This is a genomic window from Terriglobales bacterium (assembly GCA_035487355.1).
In the GTDB taxonomy this organism is placed as follows: domain Bacteria; phylum Acidobacteriota; class Terriglobia; order Terriglobales; family Acidobacteriaceae; genus QIAW01.
The window spans coordinates 118,546-144,161 of record DATHMF010000104.1 but is presented as its reverse complement, the minus strand read 5'-3'; the positions used below and the strand labels follow the sequence as shown (position 1 = coordinate 144,161).

The window sequence follows — 25,616 nt, the reverse complement described above, 5'->3', positions numbered from 1 at the left end:
AAGGTTCGACGCGCAGAAATCAAACTTCAATTCTACTGGGGATTGAGTGATTTAAGAAGTACGAAGTCAGAAGTTAGAAGGTTAGGAGCGAAAGTATTACCAAACCTTATAATCGTAATTCTTACTTCGTACTTCAAACTTCTTCAATCACTTTGGGCTGTCTCGGTGGGTAACTTTGACCTTGTAGCCCGCCGTCACCAGTAGCTTTTTGATCTCCTCGGCAATCATGACTGAGCGGTGCTGTCCGCCGGTGCAGCCGAAGCTGATGGTGAGATAGCTCTTCCCTTCCCGGATATAGTGCGGCAACAAATACACCAGAAGGTCCCGGATACGGCCAATAAATTCCTGGGTCTGCGGAAAAGAACGGATGTATTTGGCGACTTTAGGGTGACGTCCGGTGAAGGGCCGCAGTTCGGGAACGAAATGCGGGTTGGGTAAAAAACGCACATCAAAAACCAGGTCGGAATCCTGCGGCACACCCTGCTTGTAGCCAAAGCTCACACACGAGATGTAAATATTCCTGTCGTTGGCTTCCGGACGAAAGCGGTCAATCACGTGAGCCCGCAACTCGTGCACGTTAAGCCTGGAGGTATCCACCACCATGTCGGCCAGCTTGCGAATGGGCTGCAAGCGCCTGCGCTCGTCCGCAATGGCAGTCTTCACCGGCAGATCGCTCAGCGGATGCGGCCGGCGGGTCTCGCTGAAGCGGCGTACCAGGACCTCGTCAGACGCTTCCAGAAACAAGACCGTCGTCGTCATGGAGCGCTTGATCGATTTCAGTATTGCTGGAAACCGGTCAAGGCCGCTGCCCTCGCGGATATCCACCACCAGGGCGGTATGCTCAATCTGGGAGTGGTCTTGCGCGATTTCGGCAAAGCGGGGAATGAGTTCGATGGGCAGGTTATCCACGCAGTAATAGCCCAGGTCTTCAAATGCCTTCAGGACAGAGGCTTTGCCCGAACCGCTCATGCCGGTAATGATTACCAGTTCGGTCTCGGGCGTACGAGAGGAGTTCCGCCGTGTCACCGGATGAGCTTTGCGCGACGGCATTACTCTGATGGTACCAAAAGAACCCGCGCTGTCTGAAAATTTACAAAAATTTACTGAGGGCTTGGAAGTCACCCCGCCGCGTTCGGCATGGTCATGGGCGCTTGCCGCGCCGTGGCCAGAGCATTGACGGCATCACATGTTTTTACGATGATGAGTATCAGTAACACAACACTTACGAGTGCGATCAGACCGCCCAGAAAAGGAATAATCGTGCACAAGATTGAGATGGGATAGAACAGGAAAAGCTGCTCATCCAGGCGCGGCAGGTTGAGCTGACGCCGCGCAATGTATTTGTTGTAATCCTGTGCGAACCCCTGAAATACAGGGAAAATCCAATAAAGATTAAAGAACGGGATGAACATAAACCCGACAGCCTTGCCGGGTGTCATACGCGCCTGGCCATCCTGAATTGCCGCCCACATGCGGTAGATAAACATGCAGTAGACCACGACGCAAAGAAGGAGAGGAAGCATGGCAATCCCCATCAGCCCAAGCGCCATGAGGGGCGGATCGTTGGGATGCTGGGAAACAGAAAAGAGAACGGCAACATATGCAATGATGAACAGGATCGTAGATAAGACAAAACCTGTGATATATCCACCGATATAAAAACCTTTTGACATCTTGTTTGGCATTGTTTCTCTCCCTTTCGTTTTTGTTTAGGAATCAAAACTCCTATTTCGCGCCGGCCTGTTTCAACAACCCAACGATCTCGTTGTTTGCCGGACGCCTGGCCGCTACCGCCAGAACGTTGGCCCCAGAGCCAGTCACGGCATTGACGTCGGCGCCGTGGGCAATTAAGGCCTGCACTATCTCTGAATTCCCTTGCTCCACGGCCGCCATCAAAGGCGTGCGCCCGTCTCTGTGAGGAGCATTGGGGTTTGCGCCACGGTTAAGGAGCAGGCTGGCAACCGTGGCGTTGCCGTGGGCGGCCGCCAGATAAAGCGAGGTTTCTCCATCCGGGGCAGTATAGTTCACGTTGGCGGATTGACTGAGCAGTGCGCCCACGGTCATGACATCGCCATTTTCCACAGCGATCATAAGGGGCGTCCAGCCAAAATGATTCGGTACATCCACCTGTGCGCCGGCAGTCAACAGCAGCAACACTGCCTGCGAATGTCCGCGCGAAGCAGCATGGTGCAGGGCTGTCCATCCAGCGTTGTCCTGAACATTGAGCAACGCTTGCTCCTGCGAAGTATTGGATTGCCCAGCCCCTGCTCGATTTCGTGAATGAATCACTTCCACCAGCGTGGCGGCAATATCCAGATTGCCTTCGGCAGCGGCAAACATAAGGGCGGTGTCGCCGTTTTTGTCGGCCAAAGTGAAATCGGCTCCCCCATGCAGCAACGACTGCACTGCTTCCAGGTTCCCACCCAATACTGCCGCCATCAGCGGAGACCAGCCGTTGGCGTCGGTTAAGTTGACTGCCGCTTTGTTGGCCAGAAGCAGTTGCACCACATCAGAGTTGCCGGTGTCGGCTGCGGTGAGCAATGCGGACCAGCCGGCAACGTCCTGGGCATTGACGTCGGCCCCGGCTTTGAGAAACGCCTGCACCATGGCGGGATCGGAGTTGCCAGCCGCCATCATCAGCGGAGTGCCGCAGTGCGCATCGCGAGCATTCACATCAGCTCCTTTGTGCAGCAGCCTTTGTGCCTCTTTCAGGTCGTCACTCTCCGCCGCTTCGAGCAGAGCTGTAGAAGGATCATTTACGGCTTTGGCAGTTGGTTTTGTCTTTTGGGTGGCCGAGACCAGAGGCACATTGCAGGACGCAGCCGGGGAGGCCTGCGCCGTAGAAGACCGCGCAGAGGGACCAGCAAGCGCCAGCGTCAACCCGAGCAGCACGCACATGCGCGTCCGGCTACTTTTCGACTTGCACACGTCCAGCATTGGCATTCCCGCTTTCGGGAAACTTTTTAAGGGAAGTATGTGGCTATTGTAAGGCGGAAAGATTCCAGGAATATTAAAAATTTTACCTGCCAGTGCATAGTTCTTCCGCTTCAGGGATATGGGGTCTTGGCTCCCTGGTACGCCCGACTGAGCCACTGCAAAGCACCCTTGAGATCCTTTTCGTCGTTCAACTCAAAGGTAATCCAGTGCGCGTCTTCTCTGAGGGGGTGCGGCAGCCGTTGGTCTCGTTCCAGAAGTTTTCGAAGCTTCGGAGTCTTGTTGTACAGCTTGAATGCCACCGAGCGCGGGGTGTTAAACGATCTCGTCCGCGGCAGCGCGGCGAAGATCACGCCTTTGCTGTAGAAGGCAGTCATTCCGAACATGCGCCGCGAAGTGATCGCCGGCTAAGACTCAAGCTCTGCGCCCAGTAAGGCGGACCATTGCTGCATCTCTTCGGAGGGGCGCGCGAATTTGGGACGAGAACTCTTTTTCATCGCAAGTTCCGGAAGGTTTCGCTGGGCTACAATTTTCTGGCGGTAATGCGCTCCACGCCCATATATGGCTGCAGCGCTGGAGGAACGAGCACGCTGCCATCGGCCTGCTGGTAATTCTCAAGGATGGCCAGCCATGTGCGCCCGACGGCCAATCCGCTGCCATTCAGGGTATGCACAAACTCTGATTTCTTGCCGCCCTCCGGACGCCAGCGGATATTCGCCCGCCGCGCCTGGAAGGCCTCAAAGTTCGAACAGGAAGAAATTTCACGGAAGAGCTGCTGCCCCGGCAGCCAGACTTCAAGATCATAGGTCTTGGCCGCAGAAAACCCGATGTCTCCTGTACACAGAGCCATGACGCGATAGTGCAATCCCAGCTTTTGCAATACGGTTTCTGCGTTGTTGGTCAGCTTTTCCAGTTCGTCGTAGGAGGTCTCCGGCCGCGCAAATTTCACCAGCTCAACCTTCTGAAACTGATGCTGGCGGATAATGCCACGCACATCCTTGCCATACGACCCCGCCTCGCTGCGGAAGCATGGAGTGTAAGCCGTGATGCTGAGCGGAAAGCGGGCGGCCTCGATCACCTCGTCGCGGTAAAGATTGGTCACGGGAACTTCGGCGGTTGGTACCAGCCAAAGGTCCACATTCTCACACTTGAACGAATCTGAAGCGAATTTGGGCAACTGCCCGGTTCCGTACATGGAAGCAGAGTTGACCATGTAGGGAGGCAGGACTTCCGTATATCCGTGCTCGCGGGTATGAAGGTCGAGCATGAAGTTGGCAATGGCACGTTCGAGCTTAGCCCCCAGGTCCCAGTAGACGGCAAAGCGTGCGCCCGAAAGCTTGGCGGCGCGCTCCATGTCGAGCACACCTAACTGCTCGCCCAGCTCCCAGTGCGGCTTGGGAGTGAAATCGAATTTCGGAGGCGTGCCCCAGCGGCGCACCTCAACATTCTCTTCCGCACTCTTGCCCACCGGTACACTGGCGTGAGGAACATTCGGGATGCGCGCCATAATATCGCGCAGCTCTTCCTCTTTTTGTGCGGCTTGTTTTTCAGCCTCTTCGCCCTGGGTGCGCAGCTCTTTGGTCTCTGCCATAAGGACGCCCGCGCCGGCATCCTGCTTTTCTTTCTTCAGCCGCGCAATCTCCTCGGAAGCGCGGTTGCGCTTGGCTTTCAGCGTCTCCGCCACGGTGATCAGGCGGCGGCGCTCGGCGTCCAACGCGAGAAAGTCCTTTAATACTTCAGCCGGGTCCATTCCCCGCTGGCGCAGTTTCTCTTCAATCAGAGACAGGTTGTCACGTACGAATCCCAAATCGAGCATAAGAGATTTAATCTACCGGAAAGACCGATTTTTCACCACCGTACACCGCCTGATCACAGCACAAGAGAGGCGGTACGCCGTATGAGACAATTGACGCGTTTGTAGAATTTTTCTGTTCTGCCGTTCCCGGCTTGAAAATACTTTGCCACGCAGAGGTGCAGCTTTGGACGAGACCTCGAACCCTTCTCTTTCGCCGCCACCTGGAGAGCCTCCCTTCGGCCCGCCAGTACCCTCTGCTCCTCAGCGCCATGGTGGAATCTTCCTGGGACCTCACGGGCTGCGCGCCGGCTGGCGAGTGCTGATATTCCTGGCGCTATCCTTTGCAACCCTTCTCTTTGTTTCAGTTTTCTTTCGAATAATTGCGCCTTCTTTTTTTAAGGAACATCGTTCCTTCTCTCCTGAATTCGTACTTACCAGCGAAGCACTCAGTCTTCTGGCCCTGTTTCTTACGATGATTGCCATCTGCCGGATGGAACACCGTTCCATTGATTCCTACGGCCTGCCGGCAAGGCGCGCCTTCAGGAGCACCTTTTGGGTAGGAGTGGTGGTGGGTTTTGTGTCCTTGACGGTACTCTTGCTGGCCATTCGGGGACTTCAGGGCTTTTATTTTGGCCCCGTCGCGCTCTCGGGCCGTGCATTGCTCTACTACACCGTGCTGTGGGCGGTTGCATTCCTTATGGTGGGCATCTGGGAAGAATATTCGTTTCGCGGATACCTGCAGTTCATTCTCACCCGTGGGATGCGCTTCTGGCCCGCAGCCATTTTGACCTCAGTGTTCTTCGGTGCTCTGCATGGAACCAATCCCGGCGAGTCGCCGGTCGGGTTGGCTGCCGTAGTCGCTGTCGGTCTGTTTTTCTGCCTGACCCTGCGTCGCACTGGAGACCTATGGTTCGCCGTCGGCTTTCATGCTGCCTGGGACTATGCCCAGACTTTTTTGTATGGCGTACCTGATAGTGGGCAGCCTGCCGTGGGACATCTATTCAACTCCCGCCTGGAAGGTCCAAAATGGCTGACCGGGGGCTCAGTCGGCCCCGAGGGCAGCTTGCTGGCCTTTGTGGTCCTCGCGCTAGCAGCCCTCGTTGTCGCCTGGTTATATCCGGAAGCAAAGTATCCGGAGCCGGAAGGTGCAGCCGCGTCTTCCCATAGCAACCCGAATCCGGTCCTGAACCAAGACTGAGAATCAACAACAGAAAACTGCTCTTTTAATTGTCGTCGCCAATGATAATGTGCGGATCGCCCTGTGTGCCGTCTTTCCACTTAATCTTGGTTTTATAGATGCACCCATAATGACCGGCCAGGGGAATGGGCATGCCCGATGAAACTACGTCATGCCATGGCTCTTTGTCGTCATCTTTGAAAGCATTTTCAAATGCCTGCTTCGGGCAATGCGGGTTCTGGCCAGGTTTCAGTTCGATGCCAATCACGTGAAACTGTGCGCCTCCGCCACTATGCCAAAAGATGGTGTCATGGTTGCGGACTGAGATGAAAATAGGAACATCGGGGCCCATGGCTGCAGCTTTTTCAGGACGAAGCCGGGTCACATCGTAATAGCAAATCTGCCCATGCTTGCCCTTGTTTAGAATCGCGCAGCCAGCGGTTTCTAACATGGTCCCCGTAACGCGCTGTACCTTCTTCCCGACCGCAGGTTTCGGTTTCGTACTGGCTGGTATTTGCGGTGCTGGTTGTGCCTGTTGTGCCTGCGCCAGGATCCATCCTCCAAGCGCCAGCGTATAGAAGACGAGTGTGGCAAGAGTTTTTCTCAAAGATCAACTCTCCTGTTCCTGCCGGAAGAAACACAGAGGCAGAAAGCCCCTTAAGGTTTCCCGGCTTGTTTTGTGAAAAGTAATTGCGTAATTTTCTATTCACACAGGTAACAACGCAAGAAAAACTGTGGGACAAGGCGCGGTCCTTGCGCTCCCACCTTCGTTGTCGCTTGGTTATTTCCGGAACCAAAGTATCCGGAGCCGGCAGGCACAAACACGCCTTCCAATCACAATCCGGCTCCAGTCTTGAACTGAGTTTTTTGGCTCTAGGGGCCGCCCGGGTCGCCAATGATGATGTGGGGGTCGCCTCGTTTGCCGTCTTTCCACTTGAAATGGGTTTTGTACTCGCACTGATAAAGCGCGGCTAAATGATTCGGCATGCCCGACGAAATTACATCATGCCACTCCTCCGTGTCGTCATCCTTGAAATCATTGTCAAACGCCTGCTTGGGGCAGTGGGCGTTTTGGCCCGCCTTCAGTTCGATGCCAGTAACATGAAAGCCCATGCCGCCTCCCTTGTGCCACATGAGGGTCTCATGCTTGCGTTCGGAAATGTAAATAGGCTTATCGGGAGCAAGCGCGGCTTGGATTTCAGGACGAAAAGGGGTGACATCGTAAAAGCAAATCTGCCCCCGCTTGCCCTTGTTCAGGATCTTGCAGCCGGCCTCCTCGGCCATTTCCCCGAAAGGCGCCTTCGCCGCTTGTGTCATCTTCTTCCCGGTCCCCGATCCCCGCTTTGCCGTGGTTCCCTTTTGCGGTGCTGCTGGTTGGGTTTGTGACTGTTGGGCCTGCGCTATCCATGGCAAGAGTGTCAGCGCAAACAAGACGAGTGTGGCCAGAGTTTTTCTCACAGTTCAGCTCTCCTATTGCTGCCGGAAGAACACAGGGGCAGGAAAGCCCCTTAGGGGTTTTCCCGGCTTGTTTTGTGAAAAGTAGTTGCGTAATTTTCTATTCCCTACAGGTAACAATGCAAGGAAAATTTGTGGAGCAACGCTTATACTTACGGTACGTGTGTTTCATCTGATAAAAATTAATCGGAGAGATTCGCAACAGGCATGAGTGCCAACTTAACCACGAAGACACAACCCCAAAGCCCTGCTACGGCCACCGAGGCCGCCGATAAGACTGCTGCCAAAGCCAAAGCGAAGTCCAATTCGGGTCCATTCCCCGATTTGAGCATTAAATTTTCGGGCATCGAACTCAAGAATCCGGTGATCGCGGCCAGCGGGACCTTTGGCTATGGCATCGAGTTTGAAGATATCGTTAGCCTGGAAAAGCTGGGCGGCTTTGTCAGCAAGGGATTGTCACGCGAAGCCATGCCCGGCAACCCGCCGCCACGCATCTTCGAGACCGCCGCCGGTATGCTCAACTCGATTGGGCTGCAAAACATCGGCGCCCGCGCCTTCGTAGAAGAAAAACTTCCCTTGCTTCGCAAGAAGAATGATGTCGTAGTGATCTGCAACGTCTTCGGCTATACCCGTCAGGATTATGAAGCCGTCATCCGCATCCTCAACGAAGGTGAGGGCATCGCGGCTTATGAGCTGAATGTCTCCTGCCCGAATACCTCGCATGGCGGAATTACCTTTGGCAGCGACCCGGTGCTCCTGGAAGAAGTCGTGGTCTCTGCCAAGAGCGCAGCCCACCCACGGCCGGTCATCGTGAAGCTCTCACCCAATGTAACCAGCATTCCGCGCATGGCGCACGCCGCACAAAACGCCGGCGCTGACGCCATTTCTCTGGTCAATACTTTTGTCGCCATGGCCATTGATGCCGAGACGCGCAAGCCACGCATCTCCAATATCACCGCCGGACTCAGCGGCCCCGCTATCAAGCCTATCGCGCTGCGCATGGTGTACGAGGCTGCGCATTCGGTAGATATCCCTGTAATCGGTCTGGGCGGCATCGCCACCGCCGAAGATGTCATCGAGTTTATGTTGGCCGGCGCCGCCGCTGTCCAGGTAGGCACCGCAAATTACTGGGATCCCTGCGCCACGGAAAAAATCGTGGAGGGTGTGCGCGCCTGGTGCATCGAGCACCGTGTAGAGAGAATTACCGACCTGGTCGGGGCGCTGGAGACATAGTTTCGAGTTTTTAAAACCTCTGCGTTATTCCGCGTCCTCTGCGGTTTAGATTTTTTTTTCTGAATCCAAAACTCGAAACTATCTCTCAGATTTTTTCAGAACAGCAATCTGCCCGGCGTGATACAGATTGTGCTGGATAACCCCATGCAGGGTCTTATACACGGTGTGTTTGCGGCCTGGGACCTTTTTCAGCAGATCGGCATCAATGAGGGTGGAGATTCTTTTCGCCAGCTTTTTGTGCCCGTCTTTCAATTGCTGAACGGCCTTTTCCCATGCCGCTTCGCTGTTATCGCTCACCGGTGGCCAGTCCTGGTCGCCGTTTAGGTTCACCGCTTCTCCGTTGAGCCTCTTCAGGACTGCATCCTGCCAGGCGGTGATGTGCAGCACGATCTCCCAGATACTGTGCGCATGAGCAATGGGCTTGGCCGCAGCATGATCGACATGAATATCGCGCACCAGTTCCAGCAGGCATGGCCCATGCCACGCGTTGCCCGCAAAAGCTTCTTTGTGCAACTCCTGGATGCGGGCGACGGCAGTACGAGCTTTTGCGTTATTCGGCATCGGGCTTTAGCGGCAAGCGTTCGCGGATTTCCTGCGGCAGGCGCTCATGCATACGGCGGGCGCCTTCTTTGGCAGCGCCAATCAGCATGACCGGGACCGGCGTCGCGACCGCGACAATGATCCACATCAGGCTGGAAAATAAAAATCCTGCCAGAGCGATCAACTCGAGAATCACCACATGGCTGGGCGAATAATGGCGCACCAGGCTGAAGGCAAGCAGAAAAATTGCGGCAGAAATTGTGGCGATCGTGATCAGTCCGAAATCAATCACGCGATGCAGCACGCGCTTGGAGCGGCAATGCTGGCATTGCGCCAGGTGCTCCTCGTAGTCGCCGCGCATCTCGGGAGCAATCCCACTGATATCGTAGCGCCATCCTGCCAGGATGCGCCCTACTACACGGTCAATACATTTGTGGTTTCGCATTGCAGTTCATTGGCTGAAGACCATTGCCCTGATTACAGGGTCAATGATTCCAGGGGCTGCGATTGTAAGGCCAGCAGCAGGCGATGCTGAAAGAGACTGGCATGCCGGCCCAGCGCCCGCTCCGCCACCATGCGCGCAATCTCAGGAAGATTGTTCTGCTCCGAGAGATGCGCCAGGATGAGGAACGCAGCACCTCCATCATAATCTTTGCGGAAAAATTCTGCGAGGGCATCGTTCGAAAGATGCCCGGTACGATCGAGGATGCGCTGCTTCACAGACCATGGATAGGGACCTATCTTTAACATCTCCACATCGTGATTCGACTCGATCATCAGGATGTCACATGCCCGAATGTGTTCTTTAACGTTCGGAGTTATATATCCCAAGTCGGTTACGATTCCTACCTTCACTCCATCCACCTTGAAGGTAAAACCAACAGGATCGACCGCGTCGTGCGGAATAGTAAAGGGCATGATCGTCACATTGCCGATCTGGAAATTGTGCCCGGCCTCGAAAAACTCCAACCGCTCTAGGTCTCGTGCCTCCCGATCGGCACGTTTAGCTTCATTCTTGATCAAGCGAAACCACGCCTTGTGGGTGGGCCCGGTCATATAAACCGGCACTTTCAGCTTGCGAGCCAGTACCTTGAGGCCACCGATGTGATCAGCATGTTCATGGGTAATGACGATTGCGCTCAGCGCTTCAGGATCTTCTCCCGTTTGCCGCATGCGATTCAGGATTTCACGACAGGAAAGACCGGCATCCACAAGAATACGTGTGGTAGAAGAGGCCACCACGGCACAGTTTCCTTTGCTGCCGCTGGCCAGTACGGTAATGCGCACCATTGCACGCAGAATAGCGGGAATTGCGCTTTCGCGATAGTAACAGATTAGTTAACAGTAAGAGTTAGGCTGTTTCCCCAAGAGTGTGGGGTTGGTTGCAAAGTTCGATTGACGAATTTCGAAGTACGATTTCCTAAGTGTTACTTCTCACTTCGTACTTCCTGCTTCTTACTTTGTTCATCGGCTACTGGCAACCGGCTGCTGGAAGATTTGTCAGTACTGATAGAATCCTCGTCCGCTTTTTCGCCCCAGCCAGCCTGCATCCACCATTTTGATCAGGAGCGGGCAGGGACGATATTTAGGATCGCCCATCCCGTTGTGCAGCACGCGCATGATGTCCAGGCAAACATCGAGACCGATAAAATCCGCCAGCGTAAGCGGACCCATAGGATGATTCATGCCCAACTTGAAAACTTCATCTACGGCCTCGGGAGTGGCCACGCCTTCCATGACTGTGTAGATGGCCTCATTGATCAGCGGCATAAGCACGCGATTGGAGACGAATCCCGGCGCGTCATTGACCTCGATTGGGGTCTTTTCCAGCTTTTCGGTCAGCGCCTTGATCGCGGTGAAGGTTTCGTTGGATGTGGCCAGCCCGCGAATCACCTCCACTAGCTTCATCACCGGCACGGGATTGAAGAAGTGCATCCCAATCACCCTGTCGGGACGCTGGGTTTGTGCCCCGAGTTTTGTTATTGAGATGGAAGAGGTATTGGAGGCAAGAATCACCTCTGGCCGGCAGAGAGAATCCATCTCGCGGAACAAGCCTGCTTTGACTTCAAATTTTTCCGTTGCCGCTTCCACAACGAGATCACATCTTTTCAGCATGGAGCGTTCGGTGACGGCTTGGATCCGTTGCAGTGCGGCGGCGCTCTCTTGGGCGCTGATCTTATTTTTCGCTACCTCGCGCTCCAGGTTTTTGGCAATGGTTTCGAGGGCGCGGTCGAGGAATTGCTGTTGCACATCGCACAAAACTACGTTGAAGCCGGCTTTGGCGAAGACATGAGCAATGCCGTTGCCCATTGTGCCTGCACCTAGAATGCCTACGGTTTTGATGTCCACGAAAGAACCTTCCTGTGTTGAAAACTGAGAATTGTAACAGCGCCCAATTCCGCGCTCAAAAGGACTGGAGAGAACTCACTTCTCCGAGCGTGCTACGCAAGAGTCTTCGTTATATGAGATGCGAACTTTTTTCCGATCGGGCGATGTCATGAGAACTGATATCATCTGCTTGCCTGAGGTCTCATATTGAAAGGTATAAATACCCTCGTCGGGTATGGTTGCTTTTACAATTCTGTCTTCCCCATCGAATTCTGCAGTAAAGATCATGGTTTTGGAATGGTGTATGCTGGCGACCGAAATGTTAAGAGTGTGTCCACCCTCACCGTGCTCATAGGTAGTTACTGTTCCATCGTCAGAGGTAACTTTGGACAAATATCCGGCATCGTCGTATTGGTAGAGCACATGGTGTTTATTTTGATCTTGAATTTCAGTGATCCGCAACTTCGGGTCATACTTCAAGGTCAAGGAACCATTTTTGCTCGCGATGGCCGTAAGAAATTGACCGGCGCCACGTGTGTACTTCAATTCGTTTCCTTCTGCATCTTTATACCCACTCTCGTAGTTATGACACTGAGATTTACCGGCACACGCAAGGTAAGAATATGATCGTCCATCTATAAGCTTGATAGTGAGCTTTTCTTCGCTTTCCTTGGTCAGTTTCGAATCTTCATATTCGCCATCTTCGCCCCTGAAGGTCATGCCCAGCATCGATCCACGACCGGGGCTCGTGCGCACGAAATGCCGGCGATCACCATCGGGGTACACGAGTTCGACATCATGCATGACCGCGGTATTGTTCGTGCTCAAGTATCTGTCATAGATGTGGCTTCCCCCCAATCCGAACGCGCCACTCACTTTGTATCCCTGAAGAGAAATGCGTTGAAAGATAATAGGCGGCTGGCCGGGAATCTCGAAATCCGTTTTGTAAAAAGTGATGTCCCCATTCTTGGGATAGATTCGCAACATCTCTACATCGGTCCTAGCCTGGGTGAGAAGATTGCACTCGCCTTCGGGGCCGTAGTCCATCATCTTCCCTTCACGAGGAGAATAGCTAAAGCCCAGGCAGAAGTCAGTCGTGTGCAAACCAAAAACCGAGTCTTCAGGATGCACATCCGATTCCCAAAGATCGTCAGGCCTTCCATCGGGGGTGAACGGTTGATAAAGCAGGCTTTCCGGATCGCTGCTCAAGGGCAGCCTGAAATACAAGACAGCAATGTACTTGGTAATCATCTGCCGGTCACGAAGCTCTATCCGTTCCGGGTGCGGAGGATCGCCCCAAAAAACGTCATCCATGCGGCGAGTCGAAACTAGCCCAAAGCGCGCTTCTTCAAGGGGTCCAAATGTGCGATAGCTGTACGTAAACTTCCAATTAAAATCGGAAATATAGATGTCTTGGTCTGTCAGGCCGATGATCACGGCCTTGGGGTCCTTGGCCAAATCCGGGTAAGCACGCTTGATCTGTTCGACCATTTCATCTGCATCGTACTGCTTGCGGTCTGGGTTAAATGTTCTTCTCTCCAGACCTAAGGGAGCGAGCAAATGAATTGTGAGATTGAATTTGCTCTTGTAGTGCTGTATCAAAGATTCAGGTGCGACCACCTGCTTCCCCAGCGGCACGAAATAAATCTCTCCCTCGCCGTGAAGCTCGCTGAGTTCCGCCGGCACATGGGATTGCTTCAACCCCACCGGTCCACTCAATACTTGCGGCCGCTGGCGAAAGAGACCGTATTTCCAAAGAAGCCACGCCGGAATGACGGTAGCCAGGAGTACGAACAGCAGCAGGCCGAAAAGCAGGGGCCAGAGTCTTGGCTTCTTGCCCTGTGGTGGCACTTCTCCCGGCATCCCAATGAAGGTGACGCAGCGTGGGCAAAAACCCTGCTGGATTTGAACCTCAGTGCCGCAAGTAGGACATTGCATGACTGACTACGATATGAGCATTCCGCGCTTCCGGCAAACAAAAAAGGACGCATGTACATGCGTCCTTGTCTGAATTTAACCGCCTATTAGCCCTGCATGGCGAAACTCATCTTGACACCCGCGACTTCGATCACGTCACCCTCATTCAACTCCTGGCGATGGGCGACCTCGGTTCCGTTGATCTTGACCGGGGTCTTCTTGTCCTGAGACGCAATGAAGTATGACGTCTCGCCCTTGCTGATCATGGCAGCCACGTCAGGCGGCGATTTAAACAGCGAGCCTTTGAGCTTGATCGTGGCCATTTTTGAACCACCAATTACCGTCAGTTTGCTGTTCAGCAGGTAACGCGGCTCATCGGTCTTGCCTTCCAGCACGGTCAATGTCCCGGTGGGAGTCGAAGGTGCTGCCGCTACTGGTGCCGGCTTGGGCGGCGGAGCGGCTTCCGCGCCTTCAGTGGGAGCAGGAGCAGGGGTCTCCGGCGGAGTGGCGGCTTGTTGTGCACGGGCCTGCGCAAGCATTTCTTTTGCTTTTTTTGTATCCAGAACCACGGTGGCTTCCATCTTGGGTAACGCGGGCATAGCTGCCTTCGCCTTGCCGGCGGGGGCCTCTTCGTGCCACTCGTCGCGGAAGATCACAATGTGCTTGCCAATCAGGATGGAATCGTTGTCCTTCAGTGACTGTTTGTTGACCCGCTGATTGTTGACGTAGGTGCCATTCAGGCTACTGTTGTCTTCGATAACGTAGTGGTCGGAGTCCCAGTACACCTTGCAGTGATGGCCGGAGACAGCGAGGTTATCAATCTGAAGCATGTTGTCGGGCAAACGGCCGATGGTCACGATTCCCTTTTGCCCCACCGCAACTTCTTTGAGCACGTTGGTTTCGAACTTCAGATAGAGTTTTGCCATTGTTGACTCCCCTTCTTGCGTGAAAAAATTCTCCTGTACCACGGCAGCTCAACCAGCCGGACGAGCAGGCACGTAATGTTGTCATCGCCGCCCTGTTTTTTGGCGGTTTCCACCAGTTGCTCACAAGCACGCTGCAGCGAGGACTCGTGCTGCACGATTGCCAGAATGCTCTTGTCGTTGACCAGTTTGGTAAGCCCATCACTGGCCAAAAGCAGAACGTCATTCGGCTGGCAGATGACATCCTGCAAATCGGGTTCGACTTTCTCTTCCGAGCCCAGCGCCCGCAGGATAATATTCTGGATCTCCGATTTTTCAGCCTCCTGTTGTGTCATGAGACCGCGCCGCACCTGCTCCATGACCAGCGAGTGGTCATTGGTCAACTGCTGGATCTGGTCCTCGCGGATCAGATACACACGGCTGTCGCCCACATGCCCGACCGACAAAAATTTATCGCGCAGCAGCACGCTGGCGATGGTGGACCCCATGCCTGCATGCTCGCTACGCCCCTTGCGTGAGGCCTGATACACCGTAGCGTTGGCTTTAGCGATGGCATTGCCCAGGGCGTTGGCCCGCTCGCTTACCCCTTCGAACTTGTGCGCATCCGGCGGCAAACTGCCATTGTTCTGGCGGAAGAAGTCCAGCATCACGTCCACGCTCATTTTACTTGCAACTTCACCGGCAGCCTGTCCACCCATACCATCACATACAACGAAGATGCCATACCGAGTATCGTAGCCGAAATTGTCCTCATTGTTCTTGCGGACACAGCCCACATCGCTTTTGCCGGCCACCTCAATCGTCAAACTCATGTGTTCTCAGTATTCTGTGCGAACTACAAGGGCTGCGCAAGCATTTTGCGGACGTGGAATTGGCCTTCCTGATGCCCCCGGCTTATCCGGGAAATCAAGACAGATGTTCCAAACCTTTAATGCTGACGGCCACCTTTTCACATGTTTACACTGCTTCCCTGGGCAAAGGTCTGGGGAGATGGAGCGAATTGTACTTTTCCCGTGGGGAGAATAGCAAGAACTTTAGCGTTAACTAGTTGCAGCCATTCACTTTGGTGAGCGCAGGCAACAGTTGGTGAAAGCCGGGTGACAGACCGCAGCCCGGGTCAACTCAATAGAGACAATATCCAGATACACATATACTTTTGTGTTATATATATAACATATATATCGAACAATGGTTGGTGGAATATGACATTGCAGCAACAGACCCAATGGCTCTTTCGTATTAATGCAATCATGAACTGGATGCTTTCGGTCCGTGGGATGGTTGATCCGAAAGGCATGGCCCTGCTCTTTGGTGGACCTGTTCCCAACTATCCCTTTCTTGTTCGGTTCTGGTCGGGAATGGTTTTCATGTTCGGGTGTATGTTCTGGGAAACCAGCCGTGACGTAGTTAAAAAATCGGCATTGATCAAATACAACTGGATTGAAAAAACCGTAACTGCCCTTGCGGTTACGATAGGATACGTTTCCGGCGACGTCCCCGGGCGTCTCCTGTTGCTTATCTTTCTGACCAACTGGCTGTGGATTCCGATGATCCTCTACTACGACATTGGCCTGCGCAGGGAAACTGCGGCGTAACGACAAAAATCATGGAGTCGGCTGCGAGGATCATACGATCACTCCTGCAAGACGCTCTTACGTGCTGCCGATTTCCTTGGCGGCGCTATCCAGCACGCCATTGATGAAGTGCACCGACTCCGGACTGGAAAACTTACGGGCAATCTCCAGCGCCTCGTTGATCACCACCGGCTTGGGGGTTTCAGGATAGCCCATCAGCTCGGCCACCGCTGCACGCAGGATGTTACGATCCACAGCCGCCATGCGGTCCAGCCGCCAGTGCTCGGCGTGCTTCTGAATCAAGGCGTCAATCTCGGCGGTACGCTCGGTGGCGGTGCGAAACAGGTCATCGGCAAAACCACGTGTTTCCTCTTCCACATCGGCGCGCTGTGACCAGAAGGTGCGGCGGACCTCATCCGGCGCCTGCTTGCCCATCTCCGACTGGAAGAGCATTTGCAGCGTCAGTTCACGGGATTTGCGGCGGGTACCCAAAGCAGTTCTCAGTTCTCGGTTGCCAGTTTGCCAGTAACCGGTATTAGCTTAAGCTTAATATTTCAATATTTCAGAAAATTGTGTGGTGTGTCTTGAGAAGTTCAATCGACGATTACGAAGCACGATTCTAATCGTACTTGATACTGCGTACTTCTTACTTCTTGCGTGTCTTATTTGTCCTCGGCTTACGCCCTTTGCCTTTACCAGCAATACTCTTTGATGGACTGAGTGCTGAGTGCTGACTGCTGACTGCTCTCTTCCGGCTGAGTGCTGACTGCGGAGTGCTGAGTGCTTTCTTCACTGACGCCATCTCCACAGCAGCCAGAGCAGCTTCAAATCCTTTGTTGCCACTCTTGAGTCCTGCGCGGTCAATGGCCTGTTCCAGGTTGTCGCAGGTCAACACACCCCAGGAGTGCGGCACGCCGGTCTCTTGTGCTGATTGGCCCACGCCGCGCGTGACCTCTTCGCAAATGTGCTCGTAGTTGGAGGTCTCGCCCCGCAGCAGGCAGCCGAGACAAATGATGGCATCCACCTTGCCGGTCTGCGCCAATGCTCGTGCTGCCGAAGGAATCTCAAAGGCCCCAGGTACGCGGACGATGTGAATGTCCCGATCCTTCGCGCCCGTACGCCGGAGGGCGTCTAGGGCCGAGGCGAGAAGCCGCTCCGTGATAAACGCATTGAACCGGCTGACAACAATGCCAAACGAATGGCCGCTGGCGTCCAACCCGCCCTCGATTATTTTCAGGGAAGGTGGCGCTGGGTGCTCGATTTTAATCTTTGTTGGCAAAGAACTGTTTTATCACAGGAGATTGAATCATTGGGTCATTGATTCATCGGGTCATTGTGCTATTGGGAGATTGATTTAATTGTGCGATTGATTAATCGGCTGATTAGCTTTCCAATTACGCAATTACCGGACTGCTAATTCTTCAAATGACCCAATGATCCGATCACTCAATGGCTCAATTGTTCCAGGATCGCCTGCACCGGCCCTGTTGCCGCTTGTATCAAGCGCTCTTCCGGAACACCGGCGATCCGCGCCAGTATGATCTTTGCAAAGAATGCATGGCTGGCGTAACGCCACGTCGCCATCTCGATGAGCGCATCCAAGGCTTGTGTTTTTAACTGCTCGAGCAGCTTGGGGTCTCTTGCGTCGGTCATGGCGCTCAGCAACATGGTCGCTTTGTTGCGGTCGGTCCAAACCCCTGAATGAATCATAGCGATGAGGGGCTCGACCGGAATCTGCTTTACTACCTCTGCGCTGGAGGAAGCCAAAACCGCCAGCGCCCGGGCCGCATTATTCCGGACAGTTTCATCGGAATCGCGAATGGCCCACACCAGAGCAGCAATTTGTTCTGGCGATTGCTGCGCATAGCCGAGAGCATTGGCAGCGATGGCGCGCTGCTCCGAATCGGAAGACGACTTTAATACTCGCAAGAGTTCGTCCTGGTGCTGCAGGGCATAGTCGCGCATTGCGAGTTGCATCGTGTGCGCGGCTGGGTCTTTGAAGAGAGCGTAACCGTTGGAGTCGTCCTCCTGGGCGCCGTCACCTCCCTTGCGCACAGCCGCCTCCACAGCCGCCTGCAACTGGCGGTCAAGAGCCATGATTTTTGTGGAAAGCTGAAGCATGCCTTTCGGTTCGGGGTTATAGACAAAACTCTTGCTCGACCCACCCGCCAGCCCGATGAAGAGCACATTATCGCCCTGCTCATCGCAGCACACGGCACCAACGTAGGTAGGTTCGTGGCCCGTGGCTCGTTTAACCGCTCTCCGAATCTGCTGGTCGGTCTCTGCAGAATACTTGTCCCCTTCGTGCACAGGCAGCGCTTTGCGTAAGGCTTCGATATCAATGCCTTTGTATCCGTAAAATTCGATGTCGCTGATCTGGTCGCGAGCCGAAGCCAGTCCTACGAACAAAAAGAAAACGGCGATAATGACTTTAATCTTCATGACAAAAATTGTTTCAATTTACGATTGACGATTCTTGATTGCTGATTTTGGAAGTATCGCTGTTTTCTGATTTTTTAAAATACTTCCTCAATAAAACAGGTTTTTTCGGACCACAGCGTAAATCGTAATTCGTAAATCAAAAATCGTAAATCGCAATTCGGACTTCAAACTTTCAATGACCCAATGGCCCGATGACTCAATGACCCAATTCTCTGTGTCTCTGTGGTAAGAGTTATTTCCCTTTAAAGACCGCTGCCCGCTTTTCCAGAAACGCCGATGTTCCTTCCTTTTTATCTTCGCTAGCACAAGCCACACTGAATAAAGTGGCTTCCAGGAATAATCCTTCAGCCAGCGGCATCTCCATGCCTTTGTTCACTGCCTCCAGTGTGTACTGCACCGCCAGGGGAGCGTTGGCAATGATTTTCTTGGCAATGGCCTCAGCGCGAGGAACCAGATCGGTGAGCGGCACGACTTCATTGACCAGTCCGATGCGGTGCGCCTCTTGCGCGGTAATTTGCTCGCCGGTGAGCAGGATCTGCAGCGCCAGTCCTTTGCCTACGAGCCGGGGCAGGCGCTGGCTGCCGCCGTATCCGGGAGTGATGCCCAGTTTGACCTCGGGCTGGCCTAGTTTGGCATTCTCGCTGGCCAGGCGAAAGCTGCAGGCCAAGGCGAGTTCGCATCCGCCGCCGAGGGTATAGCCGTTCAGGCAGGCAATCACCGGCTTGCCCAGGTTTTCAATCAGGTCAAGCACCGCCTGCCCTTTGTGGGTATAAGCCTTGGCTTCCACTGAATTGTTTTTGTTCAGCTCGTTAATGTCGGCGCCGGCGACAAAAGCTTTCTCGCCCGCGCCGGTCAAGATGGCGACCCGCACCTCGGGGTCGTCTTTGATTTGGGTGAACACGTCGCGCAACTCACCCATCACAGCCTGGTTCAGGGCATTGAGCTTGTCAGGACGGTTGATGGTGACGTAGGCAATCTGATCTTTTTTCTCAAATTTCAGGTTTTGTAATTCAGTCATAGATTCTTGCTCGTCTCTCTACTACGAAGGCATTGAAGGAAATACGAAGTCAAAATCGTCAATCAGAAATCGTAAATCGAAAATCCTCTGCGCTTCTCCGCGTCCTCTGCGGTTAAAGAAACTTCCCCGGCACTGGGTTCTTCGGGTCCGCATAATCATAGAACCCTTTACCGGTTTTTTGTCCATGCCAGCCGGCAAGGACCAGGCGCTTGAGCAGCGGAGGCGCGGCGAAGCGGCGCTCTTTGAATTCTTCATACATTACATGGGTGATGTAGTAGGTGGTATCGAGGCCTACGAAATCCAGCAGAGTGAACGGCCCCATAGGATGCCCGCAGCCCAGCTTCATGGCGTTATCAATATCGGGGATCGAGCCCACGCCTTCTTCATAAGCGCGGATAGCATCCAGCAGATAGGGCACCAGCAGGCGGTTAACGATAAAGCCGGGCTTATCGGAAGTCCGCACCGGCACCTTGCCGACTTTTTCCCCAAAGGCCACAGCGCTCTCGTAGACATCATCCGCCGTGGCGATGGTCCGGACAACTTCCACCAACTGCATCAGCGGCACCGGATTGAAAAAGTGCAGTCCGACAAAGCGTTGCGGGCGCTTGGTGCTGGTCATCAGCGCGGTAATGGAGATTGATGAGGTATTAGAGGCGAAGATGGCGTCGGATTTTACAATGCCGTCAAGAGCAGCAAATATCTTACGCTTCTCTTCCAGGTTCTCAACGATGGCCTCGATGATGAGGTCGCAGCCGGCCAAATCTTCTTTGCGTGTAGTCCCCTGCAGGCGAGTGCGGACTCTTGCCGGCGTTTCTTTGATTGTTCCCTTTTCCGCCAGCTTGGCCAGGGACTTCTCAATGCGCGCAAAGCCTTTGTCAATGAAGGACTGCTCAGCTTCGAGGACAATCGTCTCCAACCCGGCCGTTGCGCTAACTTGGGCAATGCCGGAGCCCATCAAACCGCAGCCCAGCACACCAACTTTTTTTATTTCCATCTCTCCGTGCCTCCGTGTCTCCGTGGTGAATCAAATCTTTTCCTGACGATAGGGATGATAAACCACAAAAGGACACGAAGGACACAAAGGCAATTGAGAAGTACGGTTTACGAAGTACGAAGTAAGATTCAAAAATCGTAAATCGACAATCGTAAATCGTACTTCGAACTTCAGACTTCGTACCTCTTCAAATTACCCGATTACCAATTTTCAATGACCCAATGACCCAATGACCCAATGATTCAATGGCTCAATTACCACACCCGGCAGGCATTCTCATGCACCATAGGCTGGCCTTTCTTGCAGCTAAACGCCTTTTGGAATTCCGGCATGTTGGCCACCACGTTGTTGATGCGGTATTTGGCGATGGAGTGGGGATTGGTCAGTACCTGGGTCCGCATCAGTTCAGGACGTTCATTGGCACACCAGGAATTGGCGTCGGCAAGAAAGAAACGTTGCCGGGGCGTCCAACCATCGCTCGACTTGGCGTCCAGGTCTTTGCCTTCGCGCGCCAGCGCAGATTCCAGTGCCATGAAAGCCAGATGGATGCCGCCGTTGTCGGCCGTGTCTTCGCCCTGGGTCATAAGCCCATTTTGCTTGACGCCCGCCTCGGGAATTTCCTGGGTATACTCATCGGCGATGCACTTACCCCGCGCGTCGTATTCTTTGGCGTCCTGTTCTGTCCACCAGTCGTGAAGATTGCCCTGCGCATCGAACTTGCGCCCTTGGTCGTCGAATCCGTGGATGCTCTCGTGTCCGATGATGGTGCCGATGGCGCCGTAGTTCACCGCATCATCCTGCTCCTTGTCAAAGAATGGAGGCTGTAAAATGCCGGCCGGGAAGTTGATAGTGTTGGTCTGCGGGTCTTCATACGCGTTGATGGTAGGCGGAGTCATGCCCCACTCGGCGCGGTCCACGGGTTGACCGATTTTGTTGACCCAGCGGCGAAATTCAAACGCCGAGGCCTGCTGAACATTTTGCAGGTAGCTGTTACGCCCAATTTGCACGCTGGAGTAGTCGCGCCACTGGTTGGGATATCCAATTTTCTCGAGCTGCGCCTGCAGCTTGGTTACAGCCTGCTGTTTGGTGGCCGCCGACATCCACTCCTGCGACAGAAGGTCCTGGTGCAAGGCCGCTTTGATGTCGTTGACCAGCTTCAGCACGCGCTCTTTGCTCTCTGCTCCAAAGGCGCGGTCCACATAAGCCTGCCCCAGGGCCTCGCCCAAATCGCGGTCTGCCGCGCGCACGCAACGCCGCCAGCGCGGTTGCTGCTGCTGCGCACCGAAAAGGGTCTTGGAGTAAAAATCAAAGTTCTCATCCACAAAGGCCTTGTTGAGAAAGCGCGCCGAGCCGTGGAGCAATTGCCAGCGCAGATACACCTTCCAATCATCCAGCGAGCGCTGTTGCAGCAGCTTTTCAAGACCACGGAAATAGTCGGGCGAGGTAACAATGTACTGCGGCGCGGATGGCGCATCCACCAGGGTCAAATATTTCTTCCACTCAAAAGAAGGGGCCAGCGCCTGCACTTGCGCCAGTGACATTCTGTTATTTACGTTCTTAGGATCACGGCGCAATACCGCATCCATGGCGGCCGTGGCCATCGCGGTCTCAATTTCCAGTACTGTGGCCGCATCTTTAGCGGCCTGCTTGGGCTTCTCGCCTCCTAGCACCAGCATGTTGCTGACGTGCTGCAGGTATTTCTTGCGGATCTCCTCCGACTTGGCGTCCTTATCCAGGTAAAACTGGCGGCTGGGCAGTCCCATGCCGCCCTGGTCAAAGGTTGCAACCGAGCGCGTAGCATCGTCATAATCCGTCTGGCCGGAAAACCCGAGAACCGCAGCGTCAGTCTGATTGTCGTCCGGGAACTCCGCCCCGGGAATGGTCAGGTGCAAGTGGGCAATCGCTTCCGCCAGTTGCGACTTGCTTTTCAAGGCGGCAATGCGCTCGAGCTCCGGCTGAATGGCTTTTGTGCCGGTGGCTTCGATGCCCTTCTCATCCATACACGCGTACCAGTAATCGCCGATCTTCTGCTCCACCGGGCTGCGCTTAGGATCGTTGCTGGAAGTCTTCTCCAGCGTTTCGCGCAACACATTCTCGTTCCACAGTTGCAGCGGACTGGCCGTTCCCCACGAAACCTGGTCGGGCGGGATAGGGTTGGCCTTCATCCACTTGCTGCAGGCGTATTGGTAAAAATCGGTGCAGGGGTCTACCGACGTATCTACCATTTGCGGATCGAAACGATCCAGCTTGGGCAATTGTGGCGACGTTTCCGCTGCCGGGTTTTCGGCAAAAACCGCCAACGGAAAAACACATAACAGAATGCATAGGCAGAAAATCTTTGAAAGACGCATGGCTAACCTCGCTGCATTGAAATTGTATTGAAGGAACGGAGAAATTAGGCACAAAGTTCCCTTGGTTGGACGATACTCAACAAAAAAGGTTTTCTCAATTATTTCGACAAAGATGGAGGGCTCTTCCCGCAAGACATATCGTTAAAGAAAAATCTTGGGATATGGTAGTACACCACGCACGTGAACTGCGGGAACAGGCTTTAGGCCACTGCCGCCGCTTCCACCTGCGGGGCAAGCGACTTGGCTTTGCCACCGCCCTCGTGTTTAGCCAGATCGAGGGCGCGTTCTACGCGATTGATGCTTTCGGTAACGATATCAATGGGGTCAAAGCGGGCCTGCATCACGGCTTCGGCAATGCCGACCGAGCAGGCAACCGAACGGTCCGTGCCCGGGACTTTCACCGTGTTCAGCACTTTGCGCAGCTTTTCCACCACGAAGAAGGCATTTTTTTCGTTGGTATCAGCCAATACCAGGGCAATGCTGGTCATGTCATAACGCACTGCCACATCGTTCTGCCGGATGTGCGAGCAGCAGATTTGTCCAAGCTGCTGCATCATGGATTCCACTGCAGGCTCGCCGATTTCCTTGATCAGGTTCGAGGCCCGGCCAAAGTGCAGCAACATGACAGAGGCCGGCGAGTTCTGCTGCAATCCGCGGCGAACCTCGGCCAACAGAACATCCAGGTAAGAAGCCCGCTTGAGCAGCCCCGACTTTTCATCTGTGACCGCCAGCGTCTTCATCAAGTTGCGCAGCTTGGCGTTGTTGACGGCCAGCACCATCTGGTCGGCGATGGTCTTGAGCACCAGCACATCGGTCTGGCGCCACGGACGCGAGCTGCCACACTGCTCCAGGATAAGAATGCCGACATGCTCTTCGCCATCGAGCAGCGGAACCGCCAGGACTGATTCGATGCCCAGCGCATCCACCCACTGTTTGATGGCAGCCAGTTCAGGCGCGCTCTTCACGTTCGCGATAGCGATTGGCCCTTGGCCAACTGCCAGCCCTTGCAAAGTCCCGATGAGCTTCACAATGGCCATTACATCGGACTGCTTTACGCCGGGCGCACAATACTCCAGCGCTGCTGACGGAGGCTTGCCCGGAGTGCACAACCCTGCCACGCAGCGACTGGCTCCCCAGTGGCGGCCTACGTCGTTCACAGCGGCAAACAAGACAGCCTTCACATTTGCCTGGCGATAGATATTGCGTGTGATCTCGGTGACCCGGGCAATGTTGTCTACAGAATTTTCATTGGCGGCCGATGTAACCATCGGCGGCGCTCCCGAGGGATTGGTCAGCGCAATCGTGGGTGGAACCACTCTCTGGGTTTCGGCGGGTATGGGTGGCGGAGTCGCTGCCTTTGGCGGCGGAGCCGGCGAAGGCGTGTCGTATTTCGGCATCATGCCCGCGTTCATGTATAAAGTCCGCAGCTTTTCGTTGCGCTCCTCTTCCCGCGGAAATAACTTCTGGATCCTTTGCAGGCGCTCTACCGCCTTGGAGCGCATGCTGTATTGCAAAAAGATTTCCGCCTGCAGCATGAAGTCTTCGAGCACCGTGGGTTCATTCTCGCTCGGGGTACGGGAAGCTTCTTCATCGGCCTCCCTCTGGGCAGACGCACTCACCTTGACCGCCGCCGTAAAGCGGTTGGCGATGGCGCGATGGCGGTTGGCATCAATCTTGCCTTTCAACATCTCCAGGCGCTTCTGGTGGCCCGGCTCATAAGCATCCACCTCGGCGGCGGCGTCGAGGGAATCGGCGGCCTTAAGATAATTTCCCGCTGCGTAATAAAGGTCGAAGAGCTTGATCAGCGTGGCGCAATAATCCTGCTCACGGTTGGTGCTGTTAAACAACATCACCATGTATTCCAGAAATTCCGGATTGGCGCGGTGGTGATCAATAATCTCTTTGAGTTGGTTTACAAATTCACGGTTGCGACCGGCCTTTTCTTCCAATTCGAGAGTACGTTTGGCAATATTAAGCGCCGTGCCGTCATGTTCGATCTCGAGCAGCGTCCCAATCAGCAGCGCAATCTCATTGATCTGCTTCGGGTCCTTCTCGTAGATCGAGATGATAATCGGCTCGGCTTCCTTGGGCCGCTTCAATCGCAGCAAGGCGCGGGCATAGGTTTCGCGCATGGGTTCGCTGCTGTTGGGTTGCTTGGCAAAGGCCTCAATCACTTTCAGCGAGTTGGCCGCGTCTCCATGCTGTAAAAGGGAGCGCCCATAGGCAAGTGCAATGTCGGGATTGGAAGTATCCATGACATAGGCACGTTCATACCAGGGATGGCCATCGCGCTTTTCGTTTTCCTCCAGCACCGCTGCCTGGAAAAACGCTATTGCGGCAGTCTTACCGTCGCCTAGCTCTGTCGCCAACTCTCCCTGGCGCTTGAAATTTTCCAGAGTCGGCTCCAGCGCCACCAGGTGCTTGTAGACCTGCAACGCCTCAGGCTTCTTGCGGCCGGCCTCAAAACCCTCCGCCGCTCTTTGCAGCAGCTCGAGTGCTTCCTTCTTATTGGTTTTCTCAATGAGCTGTGCGTAGCGAAAAGTCTGGGCGACCGTGGGACTCGAAATCCGCGTCAGCTTCTTGTAGGTGACAACCGCCCGGGTTTGATCATTGTCGGCAAAGTAGCGGTCCAGAAGTGAGCTCAAGTAGCTGGTGGCTTCTCTTTGCCGGTTCAGAGAGATACAAATATCGCACGCGCGTTCGCGAACCAGCATGTTCTCAGGCTCCTCGTCGAGGGCGAGCTTGAGCTCCTCCAGAGCGTCTTCCGCTTTTCCACGCTGAAGGTATTTATCGGCCTTTTCAATGTATTTGAAGATGTCGGCCATGAGGTCCCAATTAATGAAGGGGGTAGATGCATTGTAGAGCGGAAGGCGACTTCACAGCAATCAGTGATTTTTTATTATTTGAGTACTATCGTAACCGATTACTGGACATT

At 54.3% G+C, this 25,616-nt stretch carries 24 protein-coding genes; 3 read left to right on the top strand and 21 right to left on the bottom strand.

Annotation, left to right across the window (positions count from 1 at the left end):
• Positions 1-147: 147 nt before the first annotated feature.
• From rapZ to serS, 5 genes are all read right to left on the bottom strand, one after another.
• The gene (gene rapZ, locus VK738_18965; protein HTD24745.1) at positions 148-1,050 is read right to left on the bottom strand and encodes an RNase adapter RapZ; all 903 of its coding nucleotides are present in this window, start codon (positions 1,048-1,050) and stop codon (positions 148-150) included.
• Positions 1,051-1,118: 68 nt separating this feature from the next.
• The gene (locus tag VK738_18960; GenBank protein ID HTD24744.1) at positions 1,119-1,685 is read right to left on the bottom strand and encodes a hypothetical protein; all 567 of its coding nucleotides are present in this window, start codon (positions 1,683-1,685) and stop codon (positions 1,119-1,121) included.
• Between the two features lie 40 nt (positions 1,686-1,725).
• Positions 1,726-2,943, bottom strand: coding sequence for an ankyrin repeat domain-containing protein (locus tag VK738_18955; GenBank protein HTD24743.1), 1,218 nt, complete (start codon positions 2,941-2,943; stop codon positions 1,726-1,728).
• 104 nt (positions 2,944-3,047) lie between these two features.
• Positions 3,048-3,311 carry a luciferase family protein gene (locus VK738_18950; protein HTD24742.1) on the bottom strand — a complete coding sequence of 88 codons (264 nt, stop codon included), beginning with the start codon at positions 3,309-3,311 and terminating at the stop codon, positions 3,048-3,050.
• Between the two features lie 146 nt (positions 3,312-3,457).
• Positions 3,458-4,750: a serine--tRNA ligase gene (gene serS / locus VK738_18945; protein HTD24741.1), complete on the bottom strand. Its 1,293-nt coding sequence runs from the start codon at positions 4,748-4,750 to the stop codon at positions 3,458-3,460.
• 142 nt (positions 4,751-4,892) lie between these two features.
• Between serS and VK738_18940 the strand changes: the two genes are divergently transcribed.
• Positions 4,893-5,927: a type II CAAX endopeptidase family protein gene (locus VK738_18940; GenBank protein HTD24740.1), complete on the top strand. Its 1,035-nt coding sequence runs from the start codon at positions 4,893-4,895 to the stop codon at positions 5,925-5,927.
• A 25-nt stretch (positions 5,928-5,952) separates the two neighbouring features.
• Here VK738_18940 and VK738_18935 read toward each other — a convergent pair whose 3' ends face one another.
• Both VK738_18935 and VK738_18930 read right to left on the bottom strand, forming a co-directional pair.
• Positions 5,953-6,513, bottom strand: a complete 561-nt coding sequence (locus VK738_18935) for a hypothetical protein (GenBank protein ID HTD24739.1) — start codon at positions 6,511-6,513, stop codon at positions 5,953-5,955.
• 266 nt (positions 6,514-6,779) lie between these two features.
• On the bottom strand, positions 6,780-7,364 hold the full coding sequence (locus VK738_18930; protein HTD24738.1) for a hypothetical protein: 585 nt from the start codon (positions 7,362-7,364) through the stop codon (positions 6,780-6,782).
• Between the two features lie 204 nt (positions 7,365-7,568).
• Between VK738_18930 and VK738_18925 the strand changes: the two genes are divergently transcribed.
• Positions 7,569-8,594, top strand: a complete 1,026-nt coding sequence (locus VK738_18925; protein HTD24737.1) for a dihydroorotate dehydrogenase — start codon at positions 7,569-7,571, stop codon at positions 8,592-8,594.
• 78 nt (positions 8,595-8,672) lie between these two features.
• Here VK738_18925 and VK738_18920 read toward each other — a convergent pair whose 3' ends face one another.
• The 7 genes from VK738_18920 to VK738_18890 all read right to left on the bottom strand — a co-directional run bounded on the left by VK738_18920 (position 8,673) and on the right by VK738_18890 (position 15,114).
• Positions 8,673-9,155, bottom strand: a complete 483-nt coding sequence (locus VK738_18920) for a DinB family protein (protein HTD24736.1) — start codon at positions 9,153-9,155, stop codon at positions 8,673-8,675.
• The gene (locus VK738_18915) at positions 9,145-9,579 is read right to left on the bottom strand and encodes a hypothetical protein (GenBank protein HTD24735.1); all 435 of its coding nucleotides are present in this window, start codon (positions 9,577-9,579) and stop codon (positions 9,145-9,147) included. The genes VK738_18920 and VK738_18915 overlap by 11 nt, the downstream gene beginning before the upstream one ends.
• A 32-nt stretch (positions 9,580-9,611) precedes the next feature.
• On the bottom strand, positions 9,612-10,424 hold the full coding sequence (locus VK738_18910) for an MBL fold metallo-hydrolase (GenBank protein HTD24734.1): 813 nt from the start codon (positions 10,422-10,424) through the stop codon (positions 9,612-9,614).
• A 210-nt stretch (positions 10,425-10,634) separates the two neighbouring features.
• Positions 10,635-11,483, bottom strand: coding sequence for a 3-hydroxybutyryl-CoA dehydrogenase (locus tag VK738_18905; protein HTD24733.1), 849 nt, complete (start codon positions 11,481-11,483; stop codon positions 10,635-10,637).
• 75 nt (positions 11,484-11,558) lie between these two features.
• Entirely contained in the window at positions 11,559-13,400 is a 1,842-nt protein-coding gene (locus VK738_18900; protein HTD24732.1) for a DUF6531 domain-containing protein, read from the bottom strand.
• Between the two features lie 86 nt (positions 13,401-13,486).
• Positions 13,487-14,305 carry an FHA domain-containing protein gene (locus VK738_18895; GenBank protein ID HTD24731.1) on the bottom strand — a complete coding sequence of 273 codons (819 nt, stop codon included), beginning with the start codon at positions 14,303-14,305 and terminating at the stop codon, positions 13,487-13,489.
• On the bottom strand, positions 14,287-15,114 hold the full coding sequence (locus tag VK738_18890; GenBank protein HTD24730.1) for a Stp1/IreP family PP2C-type Ser/Thr phosphatase: 828 nt from the start codon (positions 15,112-15,114) through the stop codon (positions 14,287-14,289). Before VK738_18890 ends, VK738_18895 begins: the two co-directional genes overlap by 19 nt.
• A gap of 390 nt (positions 15,115-15,504) precedes the next feature.
• Here VK738_18890 and VK738_18885 point away from each other — a divergent pair, with 390 nt between their 5' ends.
• Positions 15,505-15,897 (top strand): hypothetical protein, encoded by a 393-nt coding sequence (locus VK738_18885; protein HTD24729.1) that lies wholly within the window; start codon positions 15,505-15,507, stop codon positions 15,895-15,897.
• A gap of 57 nt (positions 15,898-15,954) precedes the next feature.
• Here VK738_18885 and nusB read toward each other — a convergent pair whose 3' ends face one another.
• From nusB to VK738_18850, 7 genes are all read right to left on the bottom strand, one after another.
• Positions 15,955-16,368 (bottom strand): transcription antitermination factor NusB, encoded by a 414-nt coding sequence (nusB, locus tag VK738_18880; protein HTD24728.1) that lies wholly within the window; start codon positions 16,366-16,368, stop codon positions 15,955-15,957.
• 154 nt (positions 16,369-16,522) lie between these two features.
• On the bottom strand, positions 16,523-17,155 hold the full coding sequence (gene ribH, locus VK738_18875; GenBank protein HTD24727.1) for a 6,7-dimethyl-8-ribityllumazine synthase: 633 nt from the start codon (positions 17,153-17,155) through the stop codon (positions 16,523-16,525).
• Positions 17,156-17,322: 167 nt separating this feature from the next.
• A complete protein-coding gene (locus VK738_18870; GenBank protein ID HTD24726.1) occupies positions 17,323-18,318 on the bottom strand; it encodes a HEAT repeat domain-containing protein in 996 nt (331 codons plus the stop codon).
• Between the two features lie 232 nt (positions 18,319-18,550).
• Entirely contained in the window at positions 18,551-19,336 is a 786-nt protein-coding gene (locus VK738_18865) for an enoyl-CoA hydratase-related protein (protein HTD24725.1), read from the bottom strand.
• Positions 19,337-19,448: 112 nt separating this feature from the next.
• The gene (locus VK738_18860; GenBank protein HTD24724.1) at positions 19,449-20,330 is read right to left on the bottom strand and encodes a 3-hydroxyacyl-CoA dehydrogenase family protein; all 882 of its coding nucleotides are present in this window, start codon (positions 20,328-20,330) and stop codon (positions 19,449-19,451) included.
• Between the two features lie 254 nt (positions 20,331-20,584).
• Positions 20,585-22,681 carry a M13 family metallopeptidase gene (locus VK738_18855; protein ID HTD24723.1) on the bottom strand — a complete coding sequence of 699 codons (2,097 nt, stop codon included), beginning with the start codon at positions 22,679-22,681 and terminating at the stop codon, positions 20,585-20,587.
• Positions 22,682-22,881: 200 nt separating this feature from the next.
• On the bottom strand, positions 22,882-25,506 hold the full coding sequence (locus VK738_18850) for a diguanylate cyclase (protein HTD24722.1): 2,625 nt from the start codon (positions 25,504-25,506) through the stop codon (positions 22,882-22,884).
• Between the last annotated feature and the right edge of the window lie 110 nt (positions 25,507-25,616).